This window comes from Oricola sp., from assembly GCF_965230365.1.
Taxonomy (GTDB): Bacteria; Pseudomonadota; Alphaproteobacteria; order Rhizobiales; family Rhizobiaceae; genus Oricola.
The window spans coordinates 884,941-903,704 of sequence record NZ_OZ246003.1 but is presented as its reverse complement, the minus strand read 5'-3'; the positions used below and the strand labels follow the sequence as shown (position 1 = coordinate 903,704).

14 protein-coding genes are annotated in these 18,764 nt (G+C 62.6%); 4 read left to right on the top strand and 10 right to left on the bottom strand.

Annotated features, from left to right (window positions below):
* The first annotated feature begins 31 nt into the window (after nucleotides 1-31).
* The gene (locus ACO06R_RS04345) at nucleotides 32-1,876 is read left to right on the top strand and encodes an ABC-F family ATP-binding cassette domain-containing protein (RefSeq protein WP_421856568.1); all 1,845 of its coding nucleotides are present in this window, start codon (nucleotides 32-34) and stop codon (nucleotides 1,874-1,876) included.
* A gap of 55 nt (nucleotides 1,877-1,931) precedes the next feature.
* On the opposite strand, the gene ACO06R_RS04340 is transcribed toward ACO06R_RS04345, so the two are convergent.
* The 3 genes from ACO06R_RS04340 to ACO06R_RS04330 all read right to left on the bottom strand — a co-directional run bounded on the left by ACO06R_RS04340 (nucleotide 1,932) and on the right by ACO06R_RS04330 (nucleotide 5,568).
* A complete protein-coding gene (locus ACO06R_RS04340; RefSeq protein ID WP_421856565.1) occupies nucleotides 1,932-3,503 on the bottom strand; it encodes a phytoene desaturase family protein in 1,572 nt (523 codons plus the stop codon).
* 70 nt (nucleotides 3,504-3,573) lie between these two features.
* Nucleotides 3,574-4,299, bottom strand: a complete 726-nt coding sequence (locus tag ACO06R_RS04335) for a beta-ketoacyl-ACP reductase (protein WP_421856562.1) — start codon at nucleotides 4,297-4,299, stop codon at nucleotides 3,574-3,576.
* Between the two features lie 93 nt (nucleotides 4,300-4,392).
* Entirely contained in the window at nucleotides 4,393-5,568 is a 1,176-nt protein-coding gene (locus ACO06R_RS04330) for an acetyl-CoA C-acetyltransferase (RefSeq protein WP_421856559.1), read from the bottom strand.
* Nucleotides 5,569-5,885: 317 nt separating this feature from the next.
* On the opposite strand from ACO06R_RS04330, the gene phaR reads away from it, so the two are divergent.
* Nucleotides 5,886-6,476, top strand: coding sequence for a polyhydroxyalkanoate synthesis repressor PhaR (gene phaR, locus ACO06R_RS04325; RefSeq protein WP_421856556.1), 591 nt, complete (start codon nucleotides 5,886-5,888; stop codon nucleotides 6,474-6,476).
* Between the two features lie 19 nt (nucleotides 6,477-6,495).
* Here phaR and ggt read toward each other — a convergent pair whose 3' ends face one another.
* From ggt to ACO06R_RS04295, 6 genes are all read right to left on the bottom strand, one after another.
* On the bottom strand, nucleotides 6,496-8,082 hold the full coding sequence (gene ggt, locus ACO06R_RS04320; protein ID WP_421856553.1) for a gamma-glutamyltransferase: 1,587 nt from the start codon (nucleotides 8,080-8,082) through the stop codon (nucleotides 6,496-6,498).
* Between the two features lie 55 nt (nucleotides 8,083-8,137).
* Entirely contained in the window at nucleotides 8,138-8,485 is a 348-nt protein-coding gene (locus tag ACO06R_RS04315) for a hypothetical protein (protein ID WP_421859205.1), read from the bottom strand.
* Nucleotides 8,486-8,570: 85 nt separating this feature from the next.
* Nucleotides 8,571-8,768, bottom strand: a complete 198-nt coding sequence (locus tag ACO06R_RS04310) for a hypothetical protein (protein ID WP_421856550.1) — start codon at nucleotides 8,766-8,768, stop codon at nucleotides 8,571-8,573.
* A gap of 11 nt (nucleotides 8,769-8,779) precedes the next feature.
* On the bottom strand, nucleotides 8,780-9,499 hold the full coding sequence (locus tag ACO06R_RS04305) for a carbonic anhydrase (RefSeq protein WP_421856547.1): 720 nt from the start codon (nucleotides 9,497-9,499) through the stop codon (nucleotides 8,780-8,782).
* 58 nt (nucleotides 9,500-9,557) lie between these two features.
* Nucleotides 9,558-10,442 (bottom strand): pyridoxal kinase PdxY, encoded by an 885-nt coding sequence (pdxY, locus tag ACO06R_RS04300; RefSeq protein WP_421856544.1) that lies wholly within the window; start codon nucleotides 10,440-10,442, stop codon nucleotides 9,558-9,560.
* Complete coding sequence (locus tag ACO06R_RS04295; RefSeq protein ID WP_421856541.1) at nucleotides 10,439-10,696, bottom strand: hypothetical protein; 258 nt, start codon at nucleotides 10,694-10,696, stop codon at nucleotides 10,439-10,441. Before ACO06R_RS04295 ends, pdxY begins: the two co-directional genes overlap by 4 nt.
* A 177-nt stretch (nucleotides 10,697-10,873) precedes the next feature.
* Here ACO06R_RS04295 and ACO06R_RS04290 point away from each other — a divergent pair, with 177 nt between their 5' ends.
* Together ACO06R_RS04290 and ACO06R_RS04285 are read left to right on the top strand one after the other, a co-directional pair.
* Nucleotides 10,874-15,676, top strand: a complete 4,803-nt coding sequence (locus ACO06R_RS04290) for an NAD-glutamate dehydrogenase (protein ID WP_421856538.1) — start codon at nucleotides 10,874-10,876, stop codon at nucleotides 15,674-15,676.
* 36 nt (nucleotides 15,677-15,712) lie between these two features.
* The gene (locus ACO06R_RS04285) at nucleotides 15,713-17,074 is read left to right on the top strand and encodes an MFS transporter (RefSeq protein ID WP_421856535.1); all 1,362 of its coding nucleotides are present in this window, start codon (nucleotides 15,713-15,715) and stop codon (nucleotides 17,072-17,074) included.
* 3 nt (nucleotides 17,075-17,077) lie between these two features.
* On the opposite strand, the gene purH is transcribed toward ACO06R_RS04285, so the two are convergent.
* Nucleotides 17,078-18,694 (bottom strand): bifunctional phosphoribosylaminoimidazolecarboxamide formyltransferase/IMP cyclohydrolase, encoded by a 1,617-nt coding sequence (gene purH / locus ACO06R_RS04280; protein ID WP_421856532.1) that lies wholly within the window; start codon nucleotides 18,692-18,694, stop codon nucleotides 17,078-17,080.
* Between the last annotated feature and the right edge of the window lie 70 nt (nucleotides 18,695-18,764).

The following is an 18,764-nucleotide window of genomic DNA, read 5'->3' as shown; positions in this document are numbered from 1 at the left end:
GAGATAGCGCCTTTCCCATTGCGATTGCACCATGGCCGCAACACCCCCGCTCCTTCGCGCTGAAAACCTGATGCTGACATTCGGCGGAACGCCTTTGTTCGCCGACGTGTCGCTGTCGATCCAGGCCGGCGACCGCATAGCGCTTGTCGGGCGCAATGGCTGCGGCAAGTCGACCTTGCTGCGCATTCTCGCAGGCCAGGGCGACGCGCTGGACGGCAGTGTCGTCACCGAAAAGAACACCACTGTCCGTTACCTGCCGCAGGATCCTGACCTTAGTGGATATGCATCAATCGGCGACTATGCGCGGGCCGAACTGGGTCCGCTCGACGACAGCTACCGGGCCGACTACCTGCTGACATCGCTGGGTCTCGACCCGGATGGCGAAACGCGGAACCTGTCGGGCGGCGAGGCCCGCCGTGCCGCGCTGGCGCGCACGCTTGCGCCGCAGCCCGACATCCTGCTGCTGGACGAACCGACCAACCACCTCGACTTGCCCGCCATCGAGTGGCTGGAAGACGAACTGGCCCGCACGAAATCGGCCATCGTCCTGATCTCGCATGACCGGCGGTTTCTGGAAAAGCTGTCCAAACGGACGATGTGGCTCGATCGCGGCACGCTGCACGAAATCGAAAAGGGCTTTGCCTCCTTCGAGGACTGGCGCGACAAGTTCCTCGAAAACGAGGAACAGGAACATCACAAGCTTGGCCGGAAGATCGCCCGCGAGGAACACTGGGTGGTCCACGGGGTCAGCGGACGGCGCAAGCGCAACATGCGCAGGCTCGGCGAGTTGACGGATCTGCGCAAGGCGTTTCGCGAGCATCAGCGTCCCGAAGGCGGGGCCAAGCTGGCCGCATCCGATACCCGCGCCAGCGGCAAGCTCGTCATCGAGGCAAACGAACTCGGCATGGGCTTCGACGACCGGCGGCTTGTCACCGGCTTCTCGCTGCGCATTCACCGGGGCGACCGGATCGGCATTGTCGGACCGAACGGCGCCGGCAAAACCACCCTCGTCAATCTGTTGATGGGCCAGTTGCAGCCAGACACGGGCACGGTCCGGCACGGCACGAACCTGGATGTGGCGATCCTCGATCAGCGCCGTGACCAGCTCAAGCCGGACGAAACGCTCGAACACTTCCTGACGGACGGGCGTGGCCAGACGCTGATCGTCAATGGCCAGCAGAAGCATGTCGCCTCTTACATGAGAGACTTCCTGTTCAAGCCGGAACAGGCCCGCACACCCATCCGGGAATTATCCGGCGGTGAAAAGGCGCGTCTACTTCTCGCGCGAACGCTCGCCCGGCCGGCCAATGTCCTGATCCTCGACGAACCGACCAACGATCTGGACATGGAGACGCTCGATCTCCTGCAGGAACTGGTCGCCGGCTTCCCCGGTACTGTAATCCTGGTCAGCCACGACCGCGATTTTCTCGACCGCACCGTAACCGCGGTCATCGCGCCTGACGCGGCGCGCCCCGGCGAGGGACGATGGATCGCCTATGCTGGCGGTTACTCGGACATGATCGCGCAGCGAAGCGAGGCGGCCCCGCCGCCCGCCAAGACGCCGTCTTCCAAGCCGGATGCGCCCGGCAAGAAGCAACAGCGCGAAGCGCCGGAAAGGTTCAAGCCGAACCGGGCGAAACTGTCCTACAAGCAGAAATTCGCGCTGGAGACCCTACCTGGAAGGATCGAGGATCTCGCCGCGCAGATCGGCGTGCTGGAGCAAGCGCTCGCCGATCCGCAGCTGTTCTCGAAGGATCCGGAAAAGTTCAGCCAGACCGCAACAAAGCTCGAGCGATTGCGGGCGGAACACGAGGCCAGCGAAGAGGAATGGCTGGAATTGGAGCTGCTGCGCGAGGAGTTGGACGGCAAGGCCTGATGCCGGGCACTGCGCCGCTTCCCAGCAACAAATCCGGCAGGCTCCTTCCCGTCTTCTAGCTGCGGCCCCGCGATTTTTTCAACCAGGCTTCGACCAAGTCGCCAGCCATGGCGCCTGTGCCCAGCGAACCTGAGTATCCCCCGGCGCCGGCATAGCTCGAGGCGAGAAACACACCCGGCAACGCGGTCTTCGGCGACTTCTCCCTGCCAAACCAGATCGGTTTTTTCGGGGGCGGCGTCGCAAAACCGTAAACGGCGCCGCCGGGCGTGCGCAAGTATCGCTGCATCGATGCCGCCGACACGAAATGGCGTTGCTCGACCAGACTGGAAAACCCCGGCCAATACCGTTCGATTTCCTCCTGGATCGCATCGCTCCAGGCTTCGCGACGCGCGGCTTCTTCGTGTTGCGTCAAGCCGACCCAGTTCTCGACCCGGTCGATGCCGGTGACCGTGATCAAGCCCAGTTGCCCGTCTCCAAGACCGGAATCAGCCGCCCGGTAATTGACGAGGGCGAATGGCGGCAGGCGGCCCGTCGGCATCGCCCCAAGCAAATCACCTGCCATTGCATAGTCGGACAGGGACCGCATCCATTGCGGCAGCACCATGTTCGAGTACTCGCGCGGCAATACGCCCCCGGTATCCGCATTGACGCCGAAATAGACGCTGAAGAGCGACGTCGACGGTTCGAGCTTGCGATAAGGCGAATAAAAGCGCGCGCGTAGCGGTTCCGGCAGCATGCCCGACAAGACCCGCGGCGCGCAGTTGGCGACAATCGCCGTTGTCTTGAGCCGCGTTATCCTGTCGTTTCCCGTCCGCCTGTACTCCACCTCGGCCGCAGCTTCGCCGTCAGGCGGTTGTGCCCGGTGAACCTCGCATCCGGTCAGCACCGTGCCGCCATTCTCCTCGATGAATTGGCGAAGCGTACCCGTTAGCGCTGACGAACCGCCCTTCAGATAGTAGCTGCCGGTTCCAATATAGGTGCCCTGCGCAACCGCAAAGAAGATCCACCACAGCTTCGCGGGATCATCCGAATAATACGGCAGGTTTGCCGCCAGCGCGCATTTCGCCGCTTCGTTTCCTTCAAGCTCCTGATCGAAGACGTCTGTCAGAGACAGCCGCCAGTCGGAGACCAGAGGCCCCGCCTTGAACAGGGATCGCATCAACTGAGCGACGGAGTGCTCGTTGCCGGCCTTCATCAGGCCGGCAAGCACCGAGCAGATATCCTCCATCCGCTCCAGCACCCTGTCGGTGCCCGGATCGCCGAAACGCTCGGCGAAGGCCCGCCAAACATCGGAGAATCCATGACCGACGGCAAAAGGCTCCTTGCCGACCGGGCCCCCGCGCACCGAATAAAAGCCGCCGACCGGCACCCATTCGATGGCATCGAGAAGCCCCAGACGCTTCAGGAAAAAGTGTTTCGGATCGACCGGGTTGAACGGATTGGCCGTCTCGTGCAATGCCGCCTCGATCGTCAGATCGCCGATCCGGTAGGTGGAGGCGGCGCCGCCAACCTCGTCATGGCTTTCGACGACGCAGACATTCCGCCCGCCTTTTGCAAGAACAGCTGCAGCGGCGAGCCCGCCAAGGCCTCCGCCAATAACGACAACATCATGATCCGGTTTTGTCATGCCGCGACTATGCCAGCGGCATGACAACCATCAAATGACACGTATCAATAAAGATGAAACCGGAGCGAAATCAGGAGAAATACTGGCCGCCATTTGCCGAAATGGTTGAGCCGGTAATAAACCCGGCCTCTTCCGAGGCAAGAAACACCACACAGCGCGCGATTTCCTCCGGCTCGCCGAGGCGGCCGACCGGAATTTGCGGAATGATCCGCTCCGCCAAAACCTTCTCGTCGATCGCGCGCACCATCTCGGTGCCGATATAGCCCGGGCAAACCGCGTTGACGGTGATCCCGGCGCGCGCGCCTTCCTGCGCCAGCGCCCTTGTAACGCCGATATCGCCAGCCTTGGCGGCCGAGTAGTTGGCCTGCCCCGCCTGGCCCTTCTGGCCGTTGATCGACGAAATGTTGACCACACGGCCGAACTTGCGATCACGCATGCCGGGCCACACCGGATGGGTCATGTTAAAGACACCGTTGAGATTGGTCGAGATGACTTCGTTCCACTGTTCCGGCGTCATCCGGTGGAACATCGCGTCGCGGGTGATCCCGGCATTGTTGACCAGGATCTCGACCGGACCGAGATCCGCTTCCACCTGGGCAATCCCTGCCTTGCAGGCGTCGTAATCGGCAACCGACCACTTGTAGACCGCAATCCCCGTCTCCTCCTTGAACTTGGCCGCGGCCTCGTCATTGCCGGCATAGTTGGCGGCCACCGTGTAGCCGGCATCCTTCAAAGCCTTCGATATCGCTGCGCCGATTCCGCGCGACCCTCCGGTGACAAGTGCAACCTTGCTCATGCGTATTCCTCCCTTTCGCTGAGATATTCAGCGGCCGCGCGCCTTTTCTGTCGCGGCCGCCAAAACGGACTGCGGAAACTCGCTCCCGCTGAATTACATCCGTTCCAGGCACATCGCGACGCCCATGCCGCCGCCGATGCACAGTGTAGCCAGCCCCTTGTTGGCCTCGCTGCGCTTCATCTCGAACAGCAGTGTATTGAGGATGCGCGCGCCAGACGCGCCAACCGGATGGCCGATTGCGATCGCACCGCCATTGACGTTGACGATATCGGTGTTCCATCCGAGATCCTTGTTGACCGCGCATGCCTGTGCGGCGAACGCCTCATTGGCCTCGACAAGATCGAGATCCTCGACTGACCAGCCGGCCTTTTCCAGCGCCTTCCTGGACGCGGGGATCGGTCCGGTGCCCATGATCGCCGGGTCGACACCCGCCGTTGCCCACGAAGCGATCCGGGCCATCGGCGTGAGGCCGCGGCGCGCAGCTTCCTCTTCGCTCATAAGCACCACTGCGGCGCCGCCATCGTTGATGCCCGAAGCGTTCGCCGCCGTAACCGTGCCCTCCTTATCGAAGGCCGGACGCAGGCCGGAAACCCCTTCCATCGTCACGCCGTGCTTGATGTATTCGTCATTCTCCACGACCGTGTCGCCCTTGCGGCCCTTGACCGTGTAGGCGACGATCTCGTCCTTGAACTTGCCCGCTTTCTGGGCCGCTTCCGCCTTGTTCTGCGACGCGACAGCAAACGAGTCCTGGTCCTCGCGGGTCAATTGCCACTGCCGCGCGACATTCTCGGCGGTGTTGCCCATATGATAGCCGTTAAAGGCGTCCATCAGACCGTCCTTCAACATGGTGTCGACCATCTTCAACTCGCCCATCTTCACGCCGCCGCGCAGATGCGCCGCATGCGGCGCCATCGACATCGATTCCTGCCCGCCGGCAACGATGATGTCTGCGTCACCCGTGGCGATCTGCTGCATGCCGATGGCGACCGTGCGCAGACCGGAGCCGCAGAGCTGGTTGAGGTTCCACGCGGTCGTTTCCTGTGGGCAGCCGGCAGCCATCGAAGCTTGCCGGGCCGGATTCTGGCCTTCCCCGGCGGTCAGGATTTGTCCCATGATGACTTCATCGACTTCATTGGCGTCGACCCCGGCCCGTTCCAGTGCACCACGGATCGCTGCCGCCCCAAGCTTATGCGCCTGGACATTGGCAAATGCACCGTTGAAGGATCCGACCGGCGTACGCGCGGCACTGACGATTACGACTGATGTCATGGCGACTTGCTCCTCGTTTCGCAGTTTTCTCAGATCGCGATCATCTGCCGCGATCGACGAATTCACGACGTTCGTGGTCCGTTTTCGGTTTCTTTAAAGCCTATAAGATGACGCAAGGCTAGAGGCGCAACCTTTCTGTTTCTGCATAGCCGTGTCCCGCCCAGCGAATGGATCGCAGCGCACAAAAAACCGTGAGCCGTTGACGCTACGGAAAAGCTGCACTGCAACAAACGCTTTGAATTGGATGAGCTTTGAAAGTAGTATTTCAAAAACCACAGACGACACAGCCGGCGCAAACCCTGCGGAGGGCATACCAAATGGCAAGCAACGACCAACCGACGGTGATCAAGAAATATGCCAACCGGCGCCTCTATAACACCGGCACAAGCACCTATGTGACGCTCGAGGATCTCGCCAATATGGTGAAGGACGGCGAGGATTTCGTGGTCCATGATGCAAAGAGCGGCGAGGATCTGACACACGCCGTCCTGACGCAGATCATCTTCGAGCAGGAAGGCAAGACCGGCCAGTCGATGCTGCCGATTTCCGTCCTGCGTCAGCTGATTTCGTTCTATGGCGACCAGATGCAGATGGTCGTGCCGAGCTATCTCGAGCATTCCATGGCCATGTTCGCAAAGGAACAGGAACGCATCCGCGAGCAGATGACCTCGATGGTCGGCAAGACGCCAATGGACCTGGTCACATCGGGACAGCAGATGGTCGAGGAACAGACGCGACGCAACATGGAGATGTTCCGCAACGCAATGCAGATGTTCTCCCCCTTCCCGGCGACGGGAGAGGACGAGGCTGCCGAAGAGAAAACGGCCCAGACATCCCCCGACGAACTGAAGTCGATGCGCGAGCAGATTGCCGCGATGCAACGCAAGCTGGATTCATTGGAAAGCTGAGCTTTACGTCAGCATATGCTTACCAACCGATAGCACATCCATCTTTTCGCGGATCGGAACCTGCGATCAGAAAACCCGTGTCACGGTCGATCACGATTGCTTGGGCGCCGCCAATAGGCTTCGGTGCACGACAGACAGAGTGACCGCGCCCGGCGAGCTCGGACAAAACAGCGTCGCAGACACCGCTTTCCGCCATTATCGTCCCGGTCTCGTCCCAGAACACTCTTGGCGCGTCGATCGCGGCCTGCGGATCCATGCCGTAATCCAGCATGTTTGTCAGCACATGGCAGTGACCTGTCGGCTGATACGCGCCTCCCATCACACCGAATGACACCGAAGGCAGACCGGCACGGCAGACCATGGCCGGAATTATCGTGTGCAACGGTCGCTTCTCAGGCGCGATCGCATTTGGATGGAGCGGATCGGTGACAAAACAGGATCCGCGGTTCTGCAGCACAATCCCGCTTTCCGGAGTAACGATCTGCGAGCCAAAGTCGCCGTAAAGCGAGTTGATGAATGAGACCGCGGTCCGGTCCTTGTCAACGACCGACAGATACACAGTGTCGGAGCGAGGTTGGTCGGGAATGGTCAGCGTTTCATTCCGTGAATCCGGACGGAACTGTGCGGCCAGAGCACGCGCGTATTCCCTGGCGATCATGGCCTCGGCCGACAACGGCATGTGGTCAGGGTCGCCAAGCAGTGCATCGCGCACCGAGTAGGCAAGGCGTGCGGCCTCAATCTCTGCGTGCAAGCGGTCGGGGCTATCCGGATCGAAAGCCCGGGCACCGATCTCGTCGAGAATGTTCAACATGATCAGGGCGATGACGCCCTGGCCGCTCGGCGGTAACTCGAACACCGTGCTTGAACGGTAATCGACCGAGATAGGGTCGACGAAACCGGTTGTCACCGCTGCAAGGTCCTCTTCGTCGAGAAACCCGCCCTTGGCTTGCACTGTTTGCGCGATCTCGGCTGCAATCGCCCCTTCATAAAACGCTTTGGCGCCCTCCGACGCGATCGCACGCAAGGTTGCGGCGAGCGCCGGCTGGCAATGTCGTTGCCCGACCACCGGCGCAACGCCACCTGGCAGCAAATGCCGGCTCGCGCCCTCGTCCTTTCGCAGGGTTTCCACCTGGCGCGCCCAGTCCCACGCGACACGCGACGCCACCGGGTATCCGCCTTCCGCATATCGGATCGCGTCTCGCAGCAGGTAATCGAGGCTTCTCTTACCGGCGACGGCAAGCAGGGTCTGCCACGCCATTACGGCGCCGGGCGCCGTCACCGCATGGGCCGAGTGCGCCCCAATCTCGCTGAAACCGTTTTCGACATACCATTCCGTGCGCGCGCCCCGTGCGGCCCTGCCCGCGCCATCGACACCGAGGATCTTGCCGTCCGCACCGGCGACGATGGCGAAACAGTCGCCGCCGATCCCGGTCATCTGCGGCTCCACCACGGCCAGTGTTGCGGCTGCGGCGACGGCGGCATCGACCGCGTTACCGCCTTCCTTGAGGACTTTGAGCGCGGTTGAGGAAGCCAGCGGATGCGATGTTGCTGCCATTCCGTTTTCGGCGATCACCGCCGATCGGCCCGGGGCTTGGAAGTCTCTCATGATCGGCTGCTCACTCTGCTGACGGGACGCGTCGCGTTTCAATCGCGACATGCACTCAGTTGAATGACACGTCCCGGCCCGCAGATCGGATCGAAACCGAAAAGCCCGCCATCAGGTCGATCAGGGCCATGATCATGAGCAGGAAGAAAACCGAAGTCGCCGCCCCGGGAACGACCAGGAACTCGACCAGGAAAGCCACGAACACGAATGTAGAAAGCAGATGGTCGAGCACCGATGCGTTGGAAGTGCGCGTCGATTTGAGGATTTCAAAGAACATGAAGACAAGGCCGACCAGAAGCAGCATGTCTCCCAGTGTCATGCGCCAAACACCGCCGGAAATCAGTGTCATCGCCCATATCTGGGCGTCCCATACGCCCCCGCCGGAAGACCCGAACAGACCCATGGCGCCGATATTGTAGAGGATGAAGGGAACGATAAGCAGAGGAATATGCGACACCGAATTGGTTCTCCCGTGAATTGCGGTTTGGTCAGAACGCGTCGCAGCTTTCAGCGATCCTGTCTTGCTCCGACACGGCGATCTTCTGGCCCGAGAAGGTAAACACTTCGCGCGTCGTGTGCTCGTTGTCCACGAACATGTAGCAGACGATGGCCGCCCGCTCATTCGCGATTGCCGGCGAAGCGGCTAGCCAGAGCAGCAACACTGCAGCAATTGCTCTCTTTCCCATCGAGCCGCCGCCTAGGGTCCGCCCGGGGCCGGGAAAGCGGCCGGATCGATCGCGGGTACGAACTCGCCGGTATCCGCATCGAAGACCCAGAGCAGTCCCTCGGAAATATCCAGCCACGCACCGTGCAAGGCGAGTCGGCCATCTTCTTCCCGCTCGCGGACATATGGAAAGGTCCGCAGGTTTCCGAGCGATTTTCGAACCGACATGCATTCGACGGCGGTTCGCTTGCGATCCGCCGGATCGTCGCCGCAGGCCGAGCAGCCTTCGCCGATATGGCGGATCGGATCGTGGCCCTCGCCACTCTCCACGGCTTCAATCGCCGGGTCGATCAAGCTGATCCAGTGACCGATCGCATCGCCCTGATCGGTCGCACCGCGTTGTTCGTCCAATGCCGCCGAAACGCCGCCACACCGGCCATGCCCCATCACGACAATGTTGCGCACGCCAAGATGCACCGTCGCGAATTCGATGGCTGCCACCGAAGAACGGTACCTGCCCTCGGCATTGTAGGGCGGCACGAGGTTGGCGACATTGCGAAGGACGAAGATTTCGCCAGGGCCGGTGTCGAACACGATTTCGGGTGCTGCACGCGAGTCGCAGCACGCTATGACCAGCGTCTCGGGCTTCTGGCCGCGCTCGGCAAGCTCGCGAAACCGCTCCGACCGTTGACGGAACGTGCCATAGACAAAGCTTCGATAACCATCGAGCAGGCGATCGGGGAACTTGCTCATGGCAGAGGCCTAGCTGCAAGTGCGCGATCGTTCAAGGTGGATTGTGTGCTGCCTTCGTTCAAGCAAGCCTTGGCGGATGAGCGACGGCCATCTGCCGCACCTGAACCATCGCCATCGGTCTGGACAGGCAGTCGGCGTCCGTCTCCAGCATCAGTTCATCGGCACCCCGTTTGCAGGTGCGCGATACCAGTTCGTAAACGGACGCCGTAGCCCTTTGCAGAGCCTTCTCGGAGGTCTGTCCGGCGAGAACGTGGCCGGTGAACAGTGCCGCCGTCAGATCGCCCGGACCGTTCGGCGGATTGTCGATATGCCGGTGTTCGGCAAGCAGCGCCCGCCCGCCGTCCACCAGCAGATTGCCGGTTCCGCCAGCCAGCAGCGAATAAGCGCTGGTGACAAGGACGGTCTCGGCTTGCGCGCGCTCGGCCTCGGCGACGATCTCGCCGTTCGTTTCCATCCGCCGCCCCGCCAGCCACTCGAACTCGTAGCGGTTTGGGCTCACGATGTCGGCGATCGCATAAAGCCGGTCGCGTATCGCGGTCGCGGTCTCCTCCGGCACGTAAAGACCGCCCGCGTCGCCGATCACCGGATCGCAGACGTAAAGCGCATCCGGATTGGCTTGCCTGACCGCGCCGACAAGCCCGGCGATCGCGTCCGCCTGTGCCGGCGACCCGAGATAGCCAGACAGCACGGCGCCGACCTCGCCCACATAAGGCGAAGCGGCCAGCGCGCCCATCATATCCGCGAACGCATTGTCATCGGGCACGATCCTTGGCGCCGGACCGTGCCCGGGATGCCACGGCAACGTGACGGTCGGGATGGCCCAGACCGGGAAGCCCAGCGTCTCCAGCGCAAACACCGTAGCGCGGTTGCCGACCGTCCCGCGGGCGACATGGCTGGAGATCACCGCCACGGTGGTTTTCGTGCTTCGCGCCCGCTGCATCATCGCGCCAGATAGGAGAGCAGCCAGGCCGCCAGGCCGATGAACGCGACCAGGCTGAGGCCACGGCCGACGCGGCGTCCCCACACCTCGACCGGGTCGGCGGGATCCGCATCGTCGGCTGCCATATGCGACCGCGCCCGGTCGACGGTGCGCACGAATGACGAGTGCCCGACGACTTCCGATTCGCGCGCAACCCGTTCGAGCGCACGTTTCGCCTCGTCTTCACGGGCCAGATCGTCGGGGTGTTTTTCTGCCATTCGACGGGTCCGGGAAAAGGCGTTTCAGCGACCCGCCGACACTATCTCGCCAACCTCCCATCGGCAACCGCGGCATCGCGGCGAACCGACATCAAATTTATGAAGTTTTGTGCTGCAAGGGATTTCCCGTTTGTTATGCTGCCGGCAACCTGAACGGGACCACCGCGGGAGGTAAGCATGGCCAAATCTGCGCATGCGAATGCATCGGCGAAACGTCATATCGCCCAGGTTGTCGACCATTTGGAGGACGCCGGTCCGCAGGTCCAGGAATTCGCCAGCGCCCTTTTGGGCGACAGCCATCACGAAGACCTGACCGCGCTTGACCCCGCGCTGCTGGCCGCCGCCGTCGAGAAGACCGCCGCCGCGCTCGCCAGCCACAAACGCGGCGCATCGCAGGTCCGTGTCGAGCCCGTCGGCGACGACGACTGGTGCGTGGTTTCGGTCGTCAACGAGAACATGCCGTTCCTGTTCGATTCGGTTCTCGGCGAGATCAACGACATGTCCCACAGCGTCGGGATGGTGGTGCACCCCATCTTCGACGTGACGCACGATGCGGAAGATTTCGCGCTGGTCGACCGGGCTGACCAGGACACCATCCGCACCAGCGTCATTCACGTCCTTTTGCATGACATGACGGATGAGAAGGCGGCCGCCCTCGAAACGAGCCTGCGCGAAATCATCGAACAGGTGAAGGCCGCCGTGCGCGACTGGCGCCCGATGCTCGACCGGCTCGACGCCGTGATCGAGGGGCTGAGGACGGGCATCCTGCCGGTCAAGAAGTCCGATGCCAACGAGGCGTTGGCATTCCTGGAGTGGTTGCGCGACAACAATTTCACGCTTCTCGGCATCCGCGAATACGACTATCGCGGCGGCGAAGCCCGCGGCCGGCTGGTTCGCGCCGATGCGCCCGGGCTCGGTATTCTCTCCGACCCGGACGTGCGTGTGATGCGCCGCGGCGACGAACCGGTCACGACCACGCCCGAAATCCGCGCCTTCCTGAACAGCCGCAGCGCCCTGATCGTCGCCAAGGCCAACATCAGGTCCAAGGTGCACCGCCGGTCCTACATGGATTACATCGGCGTCAAGAAATACGACGCCAAGGGCAAGCTGGCCGGCGAGATCCGCATCATCGGGCTGTTCACCTCGACCGCCTACACCCGCTCTGTCATGCGCATCCCCTACATCCGCTCCAAGACGGACGCGGTGATCAAGCGCGCCAAATACGAACCCGACAGCCATTCGGGAAAAGCGCTTCTCAACGTGCTGGAATCCTATCCGCGCGACGAGATGTTCCAGGTCGATGTACCCACCCTGACCCGCAATGCGCTCGCCATCGTCGCGCTGGCGGACCGCCCCCGGGTGCGGGTCCTCAGCCGCATCGATTCCTTCGACCGCTTCGTCTCGGTCATCGTCTATGTGCCGCGCGACCGTTACTCGTCGACCGTACGCGGCGAGATCGGCGATTACCTCGCGGAGGCCTATAAGGGGCACGTCTCGGCCTATTATCCGGCGTTTCCCGAAGGCGCACTGGCGCGCGTCCACTACATTATCGGGCGGCGCGAGGGCAAAACGCCCAACCCGGCCCAAGCCTCGCTCGAGGCCGATATCCTGAAGATCAGCCTGACCTGGGAAGATCATTTCCTGGAGGCGATCAACGCCGCGGATGTCGATCCGCAGGTCCGCGCGCTCAGAAAAGCCGATTTTCCCGAGACCTATCGCGACACCGTCATGCCCGCGCAGGCGGTCGAGGACCTGCGCCGGATTTCCGCCCTGACACCCGACAAGCCGCTGGCTGTCGACTTCTTTGCCCGCCGGTCCGGCGCAAGCAAGGAGGTCGGGCTGCGCATCTACCACTATGGATCGCCGGTCCCGCTGTCGGAGCGCGTGCCGCTGTTGGAGAACATGGGTTTCCACGTCATCAGCGAGCTGACCTACGCCATCGACGTGACGGCCAATGTCGGTAATGTCGTCTGGCTGCACGAAATGCAATTGCAGAGCGGCTCGGGCAAACTTGTGCCGTTTGACGACAATGGCGCGGTCTTCGAAGACGCCTTCCAGGCAGTGTGGAACGGCATTGCCGACAATGACAGCTACAACGGCCTGCTGCTTGCGGCCGGGCTGACAAGCCGCCAGACGACGGTCCTGCGCGCCTATGGCCGCTATCTTCAACAGACCAACATCCCCTACAGCCAGGACTATATCGCCGACGCACTGGTTCGCCACCCGCTGCTCGCCCGACAGCTCTACGATCTCTTTGCCTGTGTCTTCGATCCCGCCCGCAACGCCGACCCGGTCGAGGACACCCAGGTCACCGCGAAACACATTCGCGCTGCGATTGCCGACCAGTTGGCCGAGGTGCCATCGATCGACGACGATCGCATCTTGCGTTCCATGCAGGCGGTGATCGATGCGACCCTGCGCACGAACTACTTCAATCCGGGTATCGAGGGCCGACCGCGCGAATCGCTGGCGTTCAAGCTCGATCCGCGCGCGATTCCCGCCTTGCCGGATCCGCGGCCGTATCGCGAAATTTTCGTGTTCGGCCCGCAGGTGGAAGGCGTTCACCTGCGCTTCGGACCGGTCGCGCGCGGCGGCCTGCGCTGGTCGGACCGCGCACAAGACTATCGCACCGAGGTGCTCGGCCTCGTGAAGGCCCAGCAGGTCAAGAACTCGGTGATCGTTCCGGTCGGCGCCAAGGGCGGTTTCTTTCCCAAGCGCCTGCCGGCTGGCGGAAGCCGCGACGAGATTTTCGAGGCTGGCCGCGCCGCCTATGTGACGTTCATTTCCACCCTTCTGTCGATCACAGACACGCTGGATGGCGACATGATTGTTCCGCCCGCATCCACCGTGAGGCTGGACAATGACGACCCCTATTTCGTCGTCGCCGCCGACAAGGGCACGGCGACATTCTCCGACACCGCGAACTCGATCTCGCAGGAGATGGGTTTCTGGCTGGACGACGCCTTCGCGTCGGGCGGCTCCGCCGGCTACGACCACAAGAAGATGGGAATCACCGCGCGTGGCGCCTGGGAAGCCGTGAAACGGCATTTCCGGGAGATGGACAAGGACATCCAGAACGAGCCGTTCACCGTTGTCGGGGTCGGCGACATGAGCGGCGATGTGTTCGGCAACGGCATGTTGTTGTCGGAGCACATTCGCCTGATCGCCGCATTCGACCACCGGGATATCTTCATCGACCCGGACCCCGATCCCGCCACGAGTTTTGCCGAACGCAAGCGGATTTTCGAACTCGGCCGGTCGAGCTGGCAGGACTACGATACCGGCAAGATATCGAAAGGCGGCGGCATTTTTCCGCGCAACCAGAAGACCGTCACCCTGTCCAAAGCGGCAGCCGATGCCATCGGCCTCGGCAAGACCAAGGCGGCGCCAAACGAGATTCTGACGGCCATCCTGAAAGCGGACGCCGAACTGCTCTGGTTCGGCGGCATCGGCACATATGTTCGCGCGTCCGGTGAAACCAACGCCGAAGCTGGAGACAAGGCCAACGATCCTATTCGGATCGCCGCCAGGGAAGTCGGCGCCAAGGTTGTCGGCGAAGGCGCCAATCTCGGCATGACCCAGCGCGCGCGCATCGAATTCGGATTGCACGGAGGACGGTGCAACTCCGACGCCATCGACAACTCCGCCGGCGTCAATTCGTCGGACGTAGAAGTCAACATCAAGATCGCGCTGAAGCCGGCGATGGACGACGGCACCCTGCCGCGGGCAAAGCGCAACAAGCTGCTGGCCAAGATGACCGACACGGTGGCCGAGCTTGTTCTGCGCAACAATTACCGCCAGACGCTTGCCATCTCGATCGCCGAGCGGCGCGGTGTGGAAATCCTGTCGCTGCACGAAAGGCTGATGGAATCGCTGGAAGAGCGCGAACTGCTCGACCGCGAGGTCGAATTCCTGCCGGACGACGATGTGCTTGCCGAACGGCGCAAGGCCGGCCTTGGCCTGACACGCGCGGAAATCGGCGTCCTGCTGTCCTATGCAAAGATCGTCCTGTTCGACGACATCGTCAGCAGCCCATTGCCGGATGATCCGCATCTCGAGACCGACCTGCTCGACTATTTCCCGCCGCGCATGGTCAACGATTTCTCAGGCCAGATCCAGGCGCACCGGCTACGCCGCGAGATCATCGCCACCGAACTTGCCAATCAGGCAATCAATCGCGGCGGCGTTTCGCTGATCAGCCGTTTCGAGGACGCAACCGGCATGCTGCCGAGCGGCATAGTGAAGGCTTATGCCGCGGTGCGCGACGCGTTCGGGTTCCGCGCCATGTATGATGCGGTCGACGCACTCGACAACAAGCTGCCCGGCGCGCGGCAGCTTGAAATCTACGAGGATATCGGAGAATCGCTGCGGCTCGCTATCGGGCAGTTCATCAAGAACGGTGACGGGCAACTGGCGCTCGGCAAGGCGATCGACAACCTTAATGAGGCCGCATCGGCGCTCGAGCCGGCCTTGCTGCAGATCATGCCGGCCTATCTCGCCGGCTGGGTACGCGAACGGACTGAGCAGTTTGAGGAAGACGGGCTGCCAGGCCCGCTTGCCCGCAAGATCGCGCTAATGCCCATTCTCGCCATGACGCCGGACATCATGTCGATTTCCCGGACAGCCACACGCGACACGGTCGATGCGGCCAAAGCGTTCTACGCCGTGACCAAACTGTTCAAGATGGGGCGGCTCGAACACCTCGCGCACAGCCTTTCCGCGCACGACTACTTCGACGGACTGGCGCAGAACCGTGCCCTCGACACGATGAACTCGGCGCGCCTTGCCATCACCAATGCCGCACTGGGGTCAGTGGCGGCGGACCAGTCGCCGGACGAGGCCGTTTCGAACTGGCTTGAGAGCAATCAGTTGCGCATTGCCCGGGTCCAGGACAGGATCGCCGATCTCACCACGTCCGGAGACCTGACCGTCTCACGCCTGACCGTTGCGGCCGGGCTGCTTGCCGATCTCGTTTCATGACACTCAAAATCACAGCGGACCTGCGAGAGACGATCAATGGCGACTTCTGACATGAGCGCGGTGCCCACCGGCAAGGTCGCCAGGCGCGGCATCCTCGGCTGGATGTTTTTCGACTGGGCCGCGCAACCCTTTCACACGCTGATCATCACATTCGTCTTTGCGCCCTACTTCGCGTCCACCGTTGCCGAAAACGCTGTCGACGGACAGGCGATGTGGGGATTTGCAGCGGGTATCGGCGGTTTCGCGATCGCGATCCTGTCGCCGATCCTCGGCGCGATTTCCGATGCGACCGGCCCGCGCAAGCCTTGGATCTTCGGATTTTCGCTGCTGGCGATCCTCGCCGTGTTCGCCCTGTGGTTCGTGACCCCGAACGCCAGTGACGGACTGATCCTGTTTGCGTTGGCGGCCTTCGTTATCGCCCTGATCGGTTTTGAATTCGCCGCTGTTTTCAACAATGCGATGATGCCCGGGCTCGTCTCACGGGAAAGGCTCGGCAGCCTGTCAGGCAATGCGTGGGCGCTCGGCTATGCCGGCGGCCTGATCTGTCTGATCGCCATGCTCGCCCTGATGGTCGCCGATCCGGTCTCCGGCAAGACCCTTGTTGGCCTTGACCCGATCTTCGGGCTCGATCACACGGCCCATGAAGGCGACCGAGCATCGGGCCCGTTCACCGCGCTGTGGTATCTGATCTTCGTAATCCCGTTGTTCCTGTTCACGCCGGACTCCGAACGCCGGGAGCGGATCTACGGCGCCGTTTCAGACGGCCTTGCCGAACTCTGGCGGACGGTCCGCAACATCTCAAAGGAGCGGAGCCTTTTCTCGTTCCTCTTGTCGAGCATGTTCTACCGCGATGCGCTGAACGGGCTCTACACCTTCGGCGGCATCTACGCTGTCGGTGTGCTCGGATGGACGACGATCCAACTCGGCGTATTCGGCATTCTGGCCAGCATCACCGGCATCGCGGGCTGCATTCTCGCCGGCTGGGCCGACACACGCATCGGCACGAAACGCGTCGTCAGCATCTCGATCGCGCTCCTGATCGTTGCCAGCACACTGGTGATCTCGACCAGCGACACGGAAATCCTGTTCATGCCGATCGCCGAAGGATCGGGCGCCGCCGACATCATGTTCTACTGCGCCGGTGCGCTCATCGGCGCGGCGGGTGGCGCCCTGCAGGCTTCGTCCCGCCCGCTTCTGGTCGATCAGGCCGAACCGGAGCGGATGGGCGAAGCCTTCGGGCTTTATGCACTTTCCGGACGCGCCACGGCCTTCCTGGCGCCGTGGGGCATCGGCGTCATGACCGTGGCCTTCGACAGCCAGCGGATCGGCATCACGCCGATCCTGATCCTGTTCGTGGTTGGGATGCTGCTGCTGATCCCGGTGCGTTCGCGAACTTGATACTCAGTGCCGGAAGTGGCGCACGCCGGTGGTCACCATCGCGATTCCGTGCGCGTCGGCGGCGGCGATAACCTCGTCGTCGCGCATCGAACCGCCGGGCTGAATGACGGCTTTCGCACCCGCTTCAACGGCGCTTAGCAATCCGTCGGCAAACGGAAAGAACGCGTCCGACGCGACCACGCATCCCTTGGTACGCGGCTCCGGCAGACCGAGCGCAACGGCCGCGTCCTCTGCCTTGCGGGCTGCGATCCGCGCCGAATCCACCCGGCTCATCTGACCCGCGCCAATGCCGACGGTCGCGCCGTCACGCGCATAAACGATGGCGTTCGACTTCACATGCTTGGCGACCCTGAAGGCGAATTTCAGGTCAGCCAGTTCGGCCTCGCTCGGCTGCCGCTTCGTGACGCATTTCAGGTCGAGATCGTCGACGACAGCATTGTCGCGATCCTGCACCAGCAGGCCGCCGGCAACCGACTTGACGACTTTGCCGCCGGCGCGCGGGTCCGCGAGACCGCCGGTCGTCAGCAGCCTGAGGTTTTTCTTTGCGGCGATGATCTTGGCTGCGGCATCGGTGACGCCCGGCGCGATGATGACCTCGGTGAACACCTTGACGATCTCGGCGGCGGCGTCCGCGTCGAGGACACCATTGAGCGCGACGATACCGCCGAATGCCGATGTCTGATCGCACTCGAACGCCTTGCGGTAGGCCTCAAGCAGGCTCGCGCCGGTCGCAACCCCGCAAGGATTGGCATGTTTGATGATCGCGACCGCCGGGGCGCCAGCATCGAACTCGCTGACCAGTTCGAAGGCGGCATCGGTGTCGTTGATGTTGTTGTAGGAGAGCGCCTTACCCTGAAGCAGAGTTGCCCGCGCCGCGCCCGGACGCCGGTCGCCGGAAAGATAAAGCCCGGCCGCCTGGTGCGGGTTTTCGCCATAGCGCATGGCAAGCGAAAGCGTCCCCGCCGCGGCGTGCTGGCGCGCCAGCTGCGGCGCCTCCGTCGTGTCGGCCAGATAGCCGGCGATCATCGCGTCATAGCTCGCCGTTCTCTGGAACGCCTTGAGCGCAAACCGCCGGCGGATCGCATAGGTCGAGCAGCCGTCATGCTGCTCGAGCATTTCCACCAGTTCGCCATAGTCGGCCGGGTTGGTCGCCACCGTCACATAGGCGTGGTTCTTGGCCGACGCGCGCACCATCGCCGGCCCGCCGATATCGATGTTCTCGATGGTCGTCGGATCGTCTTCATTACCCGCAACGACCTCTTCGAAAGGATAGAGATTAATAACGACAAGATCGAACGGGCGAATACCATTGGCTTCCATTGCCAACACGTGCTCGGGGTCGTCCCTGACAGCGAGCAAACCGCCATGCACCGCCGGATGCAGTGTTTTGACCCGCCCGTCCATGATCTCGGGAAACCCGGTGACCTCCGATACATCGGTCACCGGCAGACCCGCGTCGGCGATCACCTTGCGCGTTCCTCCGGTCGAGACGAGCTCTATACCTCGTCCGGCGAGCGTGTTGGCCAGTTCCACCAGCCCGGACTTGTCCGAAACGGAAAGCAGCGCACGCCGCACCGGCACGCGGTCGGGTGCGGGGATTCTCTTTGAAGCAACAGCCATTGGCGGGACTCACGGTTCAGCGACGGGCGATTCTGCGGGATTTATGAGTTGGCAGTGATCCCTACCGCAA